Raw genomic sequence first — 14,299 nt, 5'->3', positions numbered from 1 at the left:
AACAACGTTGACAGCACAAGCGAACACAACAGGTGCTGAAGAATATCGTGGCTCTGCGGCCGTGGATACGAGCGCACCGATTGCCGCATTATCAAAGCTAACCAGCCTTGACGATGATAAACCGTTAACCGTTACCATCCCAACGATTCAGCAGTTCAAAACCAAGGTAGGCGTTCCCGTACGTTTTGTACAAACAACAGCCTTACCGATTGTCGATATCGACTTGCGTTTTAACGCTGGTAGCGCCCGTGATGGCAGTATTAGTAATACAGGCTTTGGTATTGCTAATATGACTGCCACTATGTTGACACAAGGCTCTAAACGCTTAGACGAAAATGAATTTACTCGCGCTGTTGAAACCTTGGGCATCAATCTAAATAGTAGTGCTTATAAAGACATGTTTATTGTGTCGCTACGTAGCTTATCTGATGATAAGCATCTACTTCCAGCCGTTGATTTAATGACTCAGATGCTCAGCGAACCCGCTTTTGACGACAGCATCCTAGCACGTAATAAAGCACGATTATTGGTTGGTTTACAGCAGCAAAAACAAGATCCCAACAGCCTTGCTAGCATTGCATTTAGCGAAGCATTGTATGGCGAGCATCCTTACGCCCATCCATCAGCGGGTAGCTTGAAAGCGTTCCTACTATCGAAAAGCAACAGCTAATAGATTTCAAAAACCGCTACTTGGTCGCAGCAAATGCCTCTGTTGCCATCACTGGGAATCTAACCTTAGAGCAAGCAAAAAAACTTGCGGAAGATATCACTAGCAAATTACCGAAAGGTCAGCCTGCAACTGAGCTGCCTGAACCAAAACCACTGAGCCAAGCCAAGCACATTCATATCCCTTTCCAAGTACTCAAACCACCGTACTTATGGGACAATTGGGAGATAAGCGCGCCACCGATCCCCAGTCTCAGCAGAAGCAAACCAACTTTGCGGTTGGTAATGAGGTACTTGCAGGCGGTGATTTTAATGCGCGACTCATGACTGAGATTAGACAAAACTTGGGCTACACTTATGGCATATCAGGCTCTATGAACCCCATGCTGGCACGAGGACCGTACCAAATCGGTTTTTCAACGCGTAATGACAAGGCGCGCGCGGCCATTGATGCCAGCTTAGCCGTCATCAATGACACTTTAGAAAAAGGTATTACCAGCACTGAAATGCGCTTAACGACGGACAATCTTAAGAATAGCTTTCCGATGGGTTTTGCGAGCAATGCGGGAATTAATGGCCTACTTGGGATGATGAATTTTTATCAATTACCAAACAGCTATCTGACTGATTATGTCAAACGTATCGATCAAGTACAGCTATCAGAAGTCAATCAAACCATGCAAGATATCCTTAAGCCTGATGATTTCCTGATTATCACCGTTGGACAAGAGGATCCTTGGAAAGATAAAAAGACCAATAAATAGCCGCACAAAGAAATGCTGGGCAACACTATTTAGTATTGCCCAGCATTTCTTTATAGGTTGGCACTCTTTATGAGTGGTAATAAAAGTCGATAGTGGGTTGTCCATACAAAAAATAATGCTCTTAACCAGAAATAGTCACTGCCACGTCATACATGAAATTTTCAGGCTTATAAGTTGCACCATTATAGGTCAATCGAATCACGTGCTTGTCATAAGAGTCTACTTGATAATCACCATTGGCGAAGTCATGCAGGGCTGGCACTATGAGTAGTGCTTCAATTTGACTGTCGTTAATGCTAACCGAGATCTGCTGACCACTGCGTGGGTATAAGAAATAATCACAATGATTATTCACCATCACTTCTGCAGTACGCTCAACGACCTGACTACCTATTTCTTCTTGTATAAGTTTTGGACAGATATCTGAGCGCTTTGAAGCCAGCCGAGCGTAAGAGTTCTTGATATTATCTTCAATATCTTCAACGTCCTGTAAGTTTCTATCAGGATCAGTAGCAGAATCTTCGGCTGTTAGAGAGCCTTGTTCAGAAAACGTTTCTGGGCTACAAGCACTGATCAATAAAAGAGATAGCAAGACCGAACCAAACAAAGCCATATACGTGTTATTTGATTGCAAAAACGCTTTTTTTGGCTTATCAGACTTATGTGTTTTCACCATCGTTGAATACCGCTTCTTCATAAATCCTACTTACAATAGACGCTATATGATTTCATAAACTAAATGATCATTAGCCATAGTTTTTTAATGCTAAACTATTTATCATTTAGCACTGCCTTTCATCAGTATTATTATAGCGCTTTTACTCTATTTTAATTCGCTCTGGCTTATATTTATTTGATTTTTTGATAGATCATAAATGACTTAATAGCGGCACGAAGATGAGCTGCTGGCATGATTAAAGCCCCATTTACGATAACCATCCGTGTCTAGATGTATCGCACCCGTAGCATATAGCCCTAAACCGAAATTATGAGATTGACCCTGATATTGCCAAAACTGGCATAGGCCATCTTGCATTGTACTGAGCCGCCATAAGTTATCTTCATACTCTGGCACCCAGATGTCGATAGCACTGGCATTCATATGCTTGCTACTATCGGCCCCGCCTGCACAGCCATTAAGGCCAGGACTGCGATATACCGAGCGTATTTCACTACTGGTGGGTAAAACCCTTGATGCTTTAATTCGCCATACAAACGTAATGTTGGGACGATATTTGCCCATAACTCCTGCGGTGGCAACTGATAAGGCTCATAACCACATTTGCTCCAGCTTCGTGCTGTTGTGAGCAACTGCGACATAGGCGGTACATTTTGTGCGCTACCCGCGAATTTAGGTAGCGTTGAAAATCTGCTACTTGCCTAGCACGGTAGCTATTGCTATTCAACCACGCGTTAAAATCCATACTAATAGAGTCAGTATAAGTACTATTGTAAGTATTGTTCGCAGTGCTGTAGCTGTTATTACTGTAAGTTGTATTATAAGCAGCGCGCGCCGATTGACATTCATGCGCTTATTTTCTTCAATAGACAGACTGTCATCGAAATCAAAATCAAGCTGCTTTTGAGCAATCAATCCTTGCATGCTATCGCCACTCAGCATGGTAACGCCAGAATTATAGCTTGTATTATTCGTCGAAGGTCTGATGTGAGCATTACTGCTACTACCCTGACGTACTTGGATACGGCGTTCACTATTGTCGCTGATAATAGCGGCATGAACAGAGATGCTACTGGCACACATAAGTAGTGCAAGCATAGGCTTGTGAATCTGCTTATAAGGATATTTTTTTGTATTGGTCATTGCAACAAGCTACCGCTAAAAACGTTTTATCGATACTATCAAATTTTCAGCAAGCAAGCTAAACTATCGCCTCTAATCAGAGGCGTGTTATTGGTAATTAACACTTATCCTTATAATTTTTATAATTATGTGACTTTATTTCTTATGTGTTACTTTATCTACGATATTTTACTTGCATAGATATAGATATGGTGCGATTACCTTTAAATGTTGATCTGATTTGAAAATTCCCTCTTACCTCAATTGCCAGACACACTTTGCCTATGTCTTCTAATCCGCAATACCGTTTTTCACGTCAGAGCCATCATTTAGGCCAAGGCCATGCGCCATCGTTATGGCAGCGTATACATATCGATCCATGGTTGACCCTCCTCTTATTGACGGTTTGCTGCATTGGTTTGACAATTTTATATAGTGCGGCCGGTCAAGATGTCGGTATGGTATTACGTCAAATGGTCAGCTATGGTGTGGCCTTTACGGTTATGTTTATCATGGCACAGATACCGCCTAGCCTTTATCGCACTTTTACACCCATCTTCTATGTAATGGGATTAATTTTATTGGTATTGGTCGATATCATCGGTGAAGTACGTATGGGTGCTCAGCGCTGGATTAATTTACCAGGGTTTGGCAGTGTGCAACCCTCAGAATTTATGAAACTTGGGATGCCAATGATGTGTGCTTGGTTTTTATCCAAGCGTGATCTACCGCCCTCTCTATCTAGCATCGTCATTACCTTAGCCTTAATCATCGTCCCTGTATTATTAATTGCAAAAGAACCTGATCTTGGGACGTCGCTATTGGTGGCAGCCAGTGGTATTTTTGTGCTTTTTTTGGCAGGGTTGTCTTGGCGATTGATTTCAGCTGCCGCCATATTAGCGATACCGCTTATTGCGATTGCTTGGAATTTTCTATTACATGATTATCAGCGTACCCGTGTCTTAACACTGCTCAATCCTGAAGCCGATGTACAAGGAGCGGGGTGGAATATAATTCAGTCAAAAACCGCCATCGGTGCGGGTGGACTCACTGGTAAGGGCTATTTAGAAGGCACGCAGTCGCATTTACATTTTTTACCAGAAGGTCATACTGATTTTATTATCGCGGCTTTTTCAGAAGAGTTTGGTTTGTTGGGCGTGATTTTATTAATGTTCATTTATTCCTGTTTACTCCTGCGCGCCTTATACATCGCTTTTACCCATCCTGATGTATACAGTAGATTACTAGCGGGTGCAATTGCCATGTCTTTCTTTGTTTATGTGTTCGTTAATGTGGGTATGGTTGGTGGTATTTTACCCGTCGTTGGCGTTCCTCTGCCATTCATTAGCTATGGCGGTACTGCGATCGTCACTTTGATGGCAGGATTTGGACTACTTATGTCCATTCACACTCACAAGCCAGTTGATGCACAGTTACCAGTGATTCTCTAATGAACATTCAAACTTTACCTTAATGCTATTCATGTTAAAAATCAAAAAATACGCGTTATATAAAAGTCGTAAGGCGGATGAACCAGCCAATTAAAGTCTTCATTTAGAGTGTTGTCACATGCAAAATGGTCGAAAATAAATATAAATCAACAACAAATTAAGAGTTTCTAACAAATTTTATTGTTTCATCATTTATGGCAAGTCCTATAACTTGCCATAAAAATCCTCCTATCTACTTTTAATAATAAATACAAGCCATTGATTTAATTGAAATAATTAAAAATACCCTCATATTTCTTCTCATTAAAACACTTCGTTGCCAATTGGTACTGATAGATTTTAATCCTTGTTTTTTACAAATAATTGCGTTAACCTCGTTTTACTGTACTTTGATACATAACCCGTACATAGCTACTAATAAACTTTGCATTTAATTATATTTTGGTTGTAGCTCGTACGTATAGTTAGCGAATTGTAGATTCCAAGCTTTCAAATACACTACTTAATTAACGGTTTAATAACAAAGACACACGTAAGGCCTTCTAAAACCTTTATTAATTTAGCAATGTTAGAAAGTTTGTAAATAGCACATATAGCGGACTCGGTACTCAACCTTTGTATTCAGATTGGGTATTCTACTAATATCGTTAGCTGTCATTTGAGCGTTTCATAAGTATCTTTGGTCGTATTATCCTGACCCGCTTATGATAATAAAATGAAAAATTACCATACCTTAAAATCTATAAAAGCCACGTTTAGTATCAATAATTATATGAAAAAAATATTGATGATGCGGCTTTAGAGTTTGTGACGCTGTTAGATTGGTCTAACATTGCCACGCTCAGTCTAGAACTATTAGAGTTAGATTTTAAAGTATAAGTTATAGAGGTATCTATGAATAAGCGTTTATCTGGTTTACTTACCATGTCAGCAGTATTGTTTGCTGGCTCCGCAGTTGCTACTAATGCAAATGCTGTAGAAGCAAAAACCTCTCTTGCGATGATTTCACAAGATAACGCCTCCCATATCGATCGTGTACTTGGTGAGCTTAGCCGTCAGCATGATGGTGCATCAAGTTTGGTGAAGTCAGCACGCCAACCAACTTCATTGGCACTTAGCAGCTCGCTGTTAGCCAGTGACACCTCTCAACTGACTAATGATGAAGATGTATTAGAGCGTCTGACAGCCGTAGCCTCTAACTCGGTTAGTAAATTCAAGCAAACAGGCCTAGCCTCTTGGTATGGTCGTAAATTCCATGGTCGTAAAACAGCCAGTGGCGAAACATTCGATATGAATGGTTTGACAGCGGCGCACCGCTCACTGCCATTAAATTGCTATGTTAAAGTCACGAATAAGACCAATGGTAAAAGCGTCGTGGTAAAAGTGAATGATCGTGGTCCATTCCATGGTAATCGTGTGCTAGATTTGTCTTATGGTGCTGCCAAAAAACTCGGTATTACGGGTAAAGGTGTGGGTAATGTTGCTATTGAGCGCGTTTCAGGACCATAATTCTAAAAAAACAGTCTATTTGTATTAGACCATAAAAAGCGCCTAACACATCAGTGTTAGCGCTTTTTTATAGTTTCAGTTTATTGTATCCATTAGGCTACAAATAAAGCTGTAGCGCTTAGCAATAACTTATAAAACAAGGTGTAATCAAAATGATTAACCTTACACCTTACAGTTCAAATGCACTCTCAATGGCATCATCGAGACGTTCAACGGCAATCACATTGATGCCTTTAAATTGAGGAGCATCCTTAGCAGGCGCATTGGCTTTTGGAATAATGGCGTGCTTAAATCCATGTTTCATCGCTTCCTTTAAACGTTCTTGACCGTTTGGTACAGGACGGATTTCACCCGACAATCCCACTTCACCAAATACAGCCAATGACGATGGCAAGGCTTTTTCTTTAATACTTGAGCACAAGCCAACAATACTGCCAAGTCAGACCCAGTCTCTATAACCTTGACACCACCGACGACGTTGACATACACATCTTGTCCGCTGGTATGAATACCGCCATGACGATGCATGACGGCCAGCAGCATGGACAGACGCTGAAAATCCAATCCCAATGCCATTCGTCTAGGTGAGCCTTGCGAATCATCGACTAACGCTTGTACCTCCACCAACAAGGGTCGTGTGCCTTCGCGGCTGACCATGACGACAGATCCAGCAACGGGTTTGTCATAGCGACTCAAAAATATCGCTGATGGATTGGCGACCTCTTTCAGTCCCATATCTGTCATACCAAAAATACCTAATTCGTTGACGGCACCGAAGCGGTTTTTGACGGCACGAATCATCCGAAAACGTGAGTCTGATTGACCTTCAAAATATAAGACAGTATCAACCATGTGTTCAAGAACGCGCGGCCCTGCGAGCGTGCCTTCCTTGGTCACGTGACCCACTAAGAATAGCGCGGTGCCAGTCTGTTTGGCATAGCGAGTCAAGATAGCCGCAGACTCTCGAATTTGACTGACGCCGCCAGGTGCAGAATTGATTGCATCCGTATAAATGGTTTGAATAGAGTCAATAATAGCGATGGCGGGCTGCTCTTGAGTCAAGGCGGCACAAATAGTCTCTACATTGGTTTCGGCCAGTACGCGTAATCTATCAGCCGGTAAATCTAAGCGCCTAGCGCGCATAGCAACCTGTGCCAATGATTCTTCACCAGTGACATACAAGGCGCTACCTGCCAATGAGTCGGCACGTGCCATATTAGTCGCAGTTTGCAGCAAAATCGTCGATTTACCGATACCAGGATCACCGCCGATTAAAACGACTGAACCAGCAACCAATCCTCCACCAAGTACACGATCAAACTCACTAATACCAGTTGGTAAGCGTGTATCTAGCGTTACGCTCACAGCATTAAGCGGCATGACCGCACTATGCGTACCCGAATAATTTCCTGATGGTGCACCACCTAATTCACGAGAGGCTGATCGATTTGCTGCTGGTTTAGAAACGTTTTTATTGTGATGCGGCATGCTCACATTTGGTGCTTCGACCAAGCTATTCCATTCACCGCAATCGGTACATTGCCCTGCCCACTTGCCAAAATGCGCGCCGCAATGCTGACAGACATAACTGCTCTTATTTTTTGCCATAACGTATGAACCTTATTCAAGTGTCCAATCAAAATTAATTGATAAAATATCGTGACGCTCTGATAAGCGTTAATTTGAGAATGATTTTTGAGATAAATTAGCCATCAGTATGATGGACTAGATCTTATAGAAGAGGTAATGCTAAATATGATGAATAGCTAGATATAGGAAAAGTAGCAAGCGCTGTCTTGAGAACTTAATGGAAATTATAAGTTTAACAGACAGCGTGAATAGTAGCGCGAAAAACACGTTGAAATATTAGGGATGTATTGAACATTTAAAAATACGCAGAGCTAATCGATGCGCATTTAGCAAAAATGTATTCGAGACAAGCACAATGTTCAACACATCCTCATTTATACGTGAAAGTCTTTACCCAAATAAACGGCTTTCACCAATTCATTTTCTAACACTTCACTAGAAGTACCCTCAGCGATAATAGCACCTTCTGAGACGATATAAGCTTTCTCACAAATAGCCAAGGTATCGCGAACGTTATGATCGGTAATCAAAACACCAATACCACGATTTTTGAGGGTCAAAATAACGTCTTTGATATCACCAACAGAGATAGGATCCACGCCTGCAAATGGCTCATCTAATAAAATGAATTTTGGGTCAGCCGCCAATGCACGGGCAATTTCACAGCGACGACGCTCACCACCTGATACGCTCATGCCTAATGATTTTCGTACATGCTCTAAATGGAACTCACCGATTAACTTTTCAAGTTCTTGCTTTTGCTCGCTTTTATTCAATTCTTTACGAGTTTCTAAAATAGCCAAGATGTTGTCTTCGATAGACAATTTTCGAAAAATAGACGCCTCTTGTGGTAAGTAACCAATTCCTGCCCGTGCACGCTCATGCATGGCATATTTAGACAGATCCATTTTTCCTAGAGTGACACGGCCTTTGTCCATATTGACCAACCCAACTACCATATAAAAGCTGGTTGTCTTCCCTGCACCATTTGGACCTAGTAAACCAACGACCTGCCCTTGTTCTACGGAGAAAGAGACATCTTTTACAACCCAGCGCTTACCATAGCGTTTGCCTAGATTTTGCATTGATAGTCGCGTCGCAGGTGCTGCGTTATTATTGGTTGCCAAAGGGTTTGTATTTTTATTATCACTCATAACTTACTCATACGGTTGCAGAATTCAAGCACTGATACACTAAAGGGTGTTGATACAGTTACATTAACCATTCAGATTTTTAGCGGATGCTACTTTGGCTACCATTACTACTGGGCGGAAAAACCAACTCTACGCGCTGATTACCGCCAGCAGTTGCTTCAACATCACCAGCTTTTAGGCTATAACGAATGACATTACCCGCAAAACTTGCGCCATTTTGAACCAACTTAGCATTACCCGTCAAAGTAACAATACCCGTGACCGCATTATAATCAATCTTATTGGCTTGACCTTTTGCCAGCCCTTTTTCTTGTGTGACTACCTGTTGCATGGTTGCAGGGCGTCCGGTCGCTACTGCTGAATTGATACTGCGACCCTGTGATAGGTTAACCGTAATGTTATCAGCGGTCATTTTAAACGTACCTTGAGTGATAATGACACTACCCGAGTAGCTGGTAACGCCTGTACGCTCACTATAGGTTGCTTTATCAGCCAATAGTTTGATTTCTTGATTGGCATCTGATGGCAGCGCATGACTGTAAAGTGGTAGTGCCAGCAGCATAACCGTTGGCAGCACATGTAATTGACGCAAGCGGCACGATGTTAGATTGAAGCGTGCTAATGATGAGCGCAAAGTAGGCAAAAATTTAGATGTCATAAAAATCACTCGTTTTATAATGGGTAGTAGGATTTGCAAACTTTATGCTAGCTGCTATTTTTATTACATAGTCAATAAAAGTTACTGCGATCAAAACAGTGCTTTATCTTGGCGTTCAGCTGGAGTAAAAGCGACAGCCACTTGACCAAACTCATATTCACCGGTCTCAAGGTTGGCGGTCATGCTAGAAGCTTCAAACCGATTCATGCCTTGTTCAATCTTAACAGGCGCGTCACTATATACTTGCCTGATTTGGTATTGCCTTTAAGGATACTACCTGTCACCTTTATCGGTTCAATATCTGGCGCGTCTTTATTGCCTTCACTGACCAGTGAAAAGCCCCCTGACAAGCTGAGTTCACCCGTCTGCTGACTGATAGCAGCACTACCCGCTTCAATACGATAACGCTGCTCTGCCGATGGCTCCCAATTCATAGTGATGCCTGACATCTCGTCTAAATTGGTCTCTGGATTGTGCGTCAATGTTTTGGCAGTCAGCTCATACTCAGTTTCGCCTTTCTCATTAGTTTGTACCGCTTTGATATCTGTTGCTTCATAATCAACATCGGTCGCTTCCATGCTAACTGGCGGCGCTATCTCTCCTTGCTGTTGAAAAAACCAACCTGCAATACCAGCAATAATCAAGGCAAGAACTATTAAAACACGAGTATTCACGAAAAATTATCCTGAGTTTTTGCTGCATCAAGCGTATAGTGCGCGATGAAGTCTTGATAGTGTCCATGACCTTTCAAAATGAGGTCACATACTTCACGTACAGCGCCAGTGCCACCTGCTCGGGTGGTGACCATGTCACTGCGATTGATGACTTCAGCATGCGCATTGGGTACTGTTGCAGCAAATCCAACGGTCTGCATCGCTTTAATGTCTGGTAAATCATCGCCCATATAAGCGCAATCAGCAGCCGTGATATTGAGCGCTGGATCAAGTATGGTTAGCAGCTCATTTAAAGCAACCAGCTTATCATCACGACCTTGCACCACATAATTAACGCCCATTTCCGCGGCGCGCTTATCTACCATGGCACTGCTACGACCTGTAATAATAGCCGTCAAAATGCCATAACGTGCTAACGACTTAACGCCTACGCCATCATGGACAGAAAAGGCCTTGGTCTCGATACCATTGGCATCATAGATAATTTGACCGTTTGATAAAATACCATCGACATCCATTATCAACAGCTTTACTTGTCCGGCTTTTTTGATTAAGTCTTGCATCATATCCCTCTTTCTTAAGGCTATTTTTTACATTTTATTGTTATAAATCGATACTGTGCGAATCTATACTGTATAAACCGATATCTTTATTAATGCTATTTATTTTACACCGGCTTGTAGCAAATCATGTACCGTAATAATTGCTTCTAAACGATCTTGGTCGTCAATAATTAGCAACTGGCTAATACCATTTTCATTCATCACACTGAGCGCATCTGATGCGCGCATGGTCTTACTAATGCGCCGTGGATTACTAACCATTACTTCAGCCATCGGCGTTTGCAAATCGATGCCTTTTTCTAGACCACGGCGTAGGTCACCATCTGTAAATACCCCAACCACCTTATCATTATCATCGGTCACCACCGTCATTCCTAAGCGCCCAGCAGACATAGTAAAAAGCGCTTCTTGTAGTGGCGCTTGCTGATGAATAAGCGGCAAATCTTCTGACTTAGTATGCATTAAATCTTCAACTCGCGTTAGCAGCTGACGACCTAATGCGCCTGCTGGATGCGATAATGCAAAATCTTCTGAGGTAAAGTTGCGCGCATGGACTAAGGCAACGGCCAATGCATCGCCAAGCGCTAAGGTCGCCGTGGTACTGGAAGTAGGAGCAAGATTAAGTGGACAAGCCTCTTGCGATTTACCGAGCGTCAGCACAATGTTCGCGGCACGAGGCAACATACCACGCTTATCACGGCTAATACTAATCAGTGGAATATTTAGGTGTTTAACCACTGGCAGCAGCATCTTAATCTCATCGGACTCACCAGAGTTAGAGATAGCAAGCAATACATCACCTTTTACCAACATGCCTAAATCGCCATGCCCAGCTTCACCAGGATGCATAAAAAAGGCTGGCGTGCCAGTAGAGGCAAACGTCGCCGCTATTTTACGCCCAATCAATCCTGACTTACCCATACCAGTGACCACGACTCGACCCTTGCAAGCCAAAATAATATCGCATGCTTGTGCAAACCTATCGTCTATCTGCTCTGTTAGTAAAGCCAATGCCGATATCTCAGTGTTAATCGCTTCGATGGCCTTACTAATAAACTGCTCATGGGTTAGATTGATTTGGGTATTACTCATGGATTCGCTCTATTTTATAATGAATCAATACTGTATTTTACTATACTATGCCCAATATTAATAATAATCTACGAAACCAATCGCTAACAACTCGGCACGTCATTTTAGACCATTATTATACGTTTATTTATACAAAAAAACCCACTATAAAAGCAGGTTTTGATCGGATAAATCACGTATTAGTAATGCACCTTCGATAATGAATCTTGGTCTCTAACCATTATTATCATTAGATCCATCATTTGGTTTTTCCTCAAAACCCGTATTATCTGCTGGGTTTTCGAAGCCACGGTCTTGACCAAAACCGCCACGCTCAAAGCCACGCTCCTGACTCTGACCAAAGCTACCACGCTCAAAACCACGGTCTTGACCTTGGCTAAAGCCGCCACGATTAAAACCACTGCGATTAGACGCAAAGCCGCGCTCTTCAAAGCCACCTGTGCTAGCAGGATTACTACCGCGTTCAAATCCGCCGCCTTGATAACCTGCTGGAGCAGCGCTTTGCGATTGAGTACTCGTACCTGTCGTTGTCGTACTGCTACGTGGATTACGTGCCGGCACGACGGTTGAGATAGCGTGTTTGTATACCATTTGACTGACAGTGTTTTTGAGCAATACCACGTACTGATCAAATGATTCAATCTGACCTTGCAGCTTGATACCATTGACCAAAAAAATAGAGACAGGAATGCGATCTTTGCGCAGCGAGTTCAAAAACGGATCTTGTAAAGTTTGTCCTTTTGACATGAGAGCTCTCCTAAATATTATTAATTATGTTTTAGTGCCAATTATTTTAAGTGTTAATTTAATTATAATGGCTAACGGCAGATACAATAATAAATTTTCTTTATAAAACGTATCTAAATAAACGCTACTTGTTCTTAAGTGATTCCACTTTATCGCGAATACATTATTATTGTAAATAATTAAGTAACTAGTTGTTTCATTAGTTATTTTTATCAACAAACGTCAATTAATATTGATTAAAAAAACAGTTAGGCTAATACTACACCTACTATTTTGATGAATTTAAATTATAACAGCTATCTACGATATATTTTGATACTAATTGTCATTACTTTCTAATAGTTGCATAGAGCTTTTTGCAATACTATATTTTTAGTACACCATATTGTATTTATAAGGTATTAACTCATACCATATTTTGGGGCGATAGTGGTTTTGCTATAACTGATGGCTTTAGTATCATTGATAGATTTAATATAAATAGTCTCTTGCCTGCGCCATCGTCGTGAATGCTTTTACCACCATATTGCGGTCTATAGAATAGCCTTCCTCGCTAAAGGTATCGGCTGCTATCGCCCCATTCATGGAAGTACTAGGCAATTGCATAACTTTGCGTAACCATGTGTACTGACGTTTTGCCAATTGTCTTGTCGCATATAATGCCTTATTTTGCATTTGCTGACAAGCAAGTGCCTCGGTCGCACCATCAGACAAGCTTGATTGAGCTGAAGACTGGAGCACTTCAAAAGTACTGTAAAATTGCGCTTTGTCTAGATGAGGCTGTTCAAATACTGGGTGATCGATATGTACTAGGTATTCTAGTACTTGTCGATAACCAACGCAGCGCATAGATGGTAGATTTGGTGTTAAAGGATAGCGCTCCAGCAGACCAATGACCTCAGTCACCAACCCGTCATTCCACATGATATCTAAACGTTGCTCGATACGTGTATGCAACCATGGACGATCAGGCATGACTGTCAATGCATGCCATTGCTGATTGGGATTATTTGCCAATGCCTGCTTGGGCTTTCGCTGCCATTCACTTATAGGGATATCAGTTTGCAGATAAACTTCAACTGCTCGGGTGATACGCTGAGTATCCGTCGCATTAAGACGCTCATGGCTAATCGGATCTATCTCACCCAAATAGTCATATAGTGCACTAATGCCTTCATCTTGCCGCCACTGCTCCACACGTGCGCGAACACTATCATCACTGTCAGGTACTGGAGATAGCCCGTCTAGCAGTGCCATGTAATACATCATAGTACCGCCAACCAGCAACGGTATTTTGCCATTCTCGTGACAGCTATCAATCAAACCGGCAACGTCATTCACAAATTCGGCGACGCTATAGCTCTGCATAGGATCGATAATATCAACCAAATGATGTGGATAACGCGCCAACTCAATAGCGGTTGGTTTTGCCGTACCGATATTCATATCACGATAAATCAGCGCTGAATCTACTGAAATTAGCTCATAACGCCCTGTATCATATAACTCATAAGCCAGTGCAGTCTTGCCACTTGCTGTCGGCGCCATCAAACACACCACGCTATTATCTGCTAAATTGGCGTTTAGGCGATAAGATGAGCTGTCAGATGAAAGTTGCATAGGCTTGCCT

The 14,299-nt window shown here is 42.0% G+C and carries 12 protein-coding genes and 3 pseudogenes; 4 read left to right on the top strand and 11 right to left on the bottom strand.

From position 1 onward, the window contains the following. The first annotated feature begins 7 nt into the window (after window positions 1-7). Window positions 8-670, top strand: a complete 663-nt coding sequence (locus TT12_RS16745) for a M16 family metallopeptidase (RefSeq protein ID WP_243443414.1) — start codon at window positions 8-10, stop codon at window positions 668-670. 20 nt (window positions 671-690) lie between these two features. Continuing rightward, a pseudogene (locus tag TT12_RS16740) lies at window positions 691-1,430 on the top strand (M16 family metallopeptidase). 121 nt (window positions 1,431-1,551) lie between these two features. Here TT12_RS16740 and TT12_RS05575 read toward each other — a convergent pair. The 3 genes from TT12_RS05575 to TT12_RS16730 all read right to left on the bottom strand — a co-directional run bounded on the left by TT12_RS05575 (window position 1,552) and on the right by TT12_RS16730 (window position 3,252). Next, window positions 1,552-2,106, bottom strand: coding sequence for a hypothetical protein (locus TT12_RS05575; protein ID WP_045452853.1), 555 nt, complete (start codon window positions 2,104-2,106; stop codon window positions 1,552-1,554). 204 nt (window positions 2,107-2,310) lie between these two features. Beyond that, window positions 2,311-2,673 carry a D-Ala-D-Ala carboxypeptidase family metallohydrolase gene (locus tag TT12_RS16735; protein WP_243443413.1) on the bottom strand — a complete coding sequence of 121 codons (363 nt, stop codon included), beginning with the start codon at window positions 2,671-2,673 and terminating at the stop codon, window positions 2,311-2,313. Between the two features lie 159 nt (window positions 2,674-2,832). Continuing rightward, window positions 2,833-3,252, bottom strand: a complete 420-nt coding sequence (locus TT12_RS16730; protein ID WP_045452850.1) for a hypothetical protein — start codon at window positions 3,250-3,252, stop codon at window positions 2,833-2,835. Window positions 3,253-3,515: 263 nt separating this feature from the next. Between TT12_RS16730 and rodA the strand changes: the two genes are divergently transcribed. Together rodA and TT12_RS19320 are read left to right on the top strand one after the other, a co-directional pair. After that, on the top strand, window positions 3,516-4,682 hold the full coding sequence (gene rodA / locus TT12_RS05560) for a rod shape-determining protein RodA (RefSeq protein ID WP_045452847.1): 1,167 nt from the start codon (window positions 3,516-3,518) through the stop codon (window positions 4,680-4,682). Window positions 4,683-5,849: 1,167 nt separating this feature from the next. Next, window positions 5,850-6,191: pseudogene (locus tag TT12_RS19320) on the top strand (septal ring lytic transglycosylase RlpA family protein); the annotation flags it as partial. Between the two features lie 169 nt (window positions 6,192-6,360). Here the strand turns inward: TT12_RS19320 and radA are convergent. The 8 genes and pseudogenes from radA to miaA all read right to left on the bottom strand — a co-directional run bounded on the left by radA (window position 6,361) and on the right by miaA (window position 14,289). Then, window positions 6,361-7,799 (bottom strand): annotated as a pseudogene (gene radA / locus TT12_RS05550) (DNA repair protein RadA). Window positions 7,800-8,155: 356 nt separating this feature from the next. Further along, window positions 8,156-8,935 carry an LPS export ABC transporter ATP-binding protein gene (gene lptB / locus TT12_RS05545; RefSeq protein WP_045452843.1) on the bottom strand — a complete coding sequence of 260 codons (780 nt, stop codon included), beginning with the start codon at window positions 8,933-8,935 and terminating at the stop codon, window positions 8,156-8,158. Window positions 8,936-9,014: 79 nt separating this feature from the next. Further along, entirely contained in the window at window positions 9,015-9,593 is a 579-nt protein-coding gene (lptA, locus tag TT12_RS05540) for a lipopolysaccharide transport periplasmic protein LptA (RefSeq protein ID WP_045452840.1), read from the bottom strand. Window positions 9,594-9,796: 203 nt separating this feature from the next. Further along, window positions 9,797-10,267, bottom strand: a complete 471-nt coding sequence (gene lptC, locus TT12_RS05535; protein ID WP_243443412.1) for an LPS export ABC transporter periplasmic protein LptC — start codon at window positions 10,265-10,267, stop codon at window positions 9,797-9,799. Further along, window positions 10,264-10,830 (bottom strand): KdsC family phosphatase, encoded by a 567-nt coding sequence (locus tag TT12_RS05530; protein WP_045453057.1) that lies wholly within the window; start codon window positions 10,828-10,830, stop codon window positions 10,264-10,266. The genes lptC and TT12_RS05530 overlap by 4 nt, the downstream gene beginning before the upstream one ends. A 99-nt stretch (window positions 10,831-10,929) precedes the next feature. Further along, window positions 10,930-11,922, bottom strand: coding sequence for a KpsF/GutQ family sugar-phosphate isomerase (locus TT12_RS05525; RefSeq protein ID WP_045452836.1), 993 nt, complete (start codon window positions 11,920-11,922; stop codon window positions 10,930-10,932). Between the two features lie 213 nt (window positions 11,923-12,135). After that, window positions 12,136-12,669 carry an RNA chaperone Hfq gene (gene hfq / locus TT12_RS05520; protein ID WP_045452833.1) on the bottom strand — a complete coding sequence of 178 codons (534 nt, stop codon included), beginning with the start codon at window positions 12,667-12,669 and terminating at the stop codon, window positions 12,136-12,138. A gap of 471 nt (window positions 12,670-13,140) precedes the next feature. Then, window positions 13,141-14,289, bottom strand: coding sequence for a tRNA (adenosine(37)-N6)-dimethylallyltransferase MiaA (gene miaA / locus TT12_RS05515; RefSeq protein WP_045453054.1), 1,149 nt, complete (start codon window positions 14,287-14,289; stop codon window positions 13,141-13,143). Between the last annotated feature and the right edge of the window lie 10 nt (window positions 14,290-14,299).

It is taken from the genome of Psychrobacter sp. JCM 18903, from assembly GCF_000586475.1.
In the GTDB taxonomy this organism is placed as follows: Bacteria; Pseudomonadota; Gammaproteobacteria; order Pseudomonadales; family Moraxellaceae; genus Psychrobacter.
This window is presented reverse-complemented; position numbering and strand designations above follow the sequence as displayed.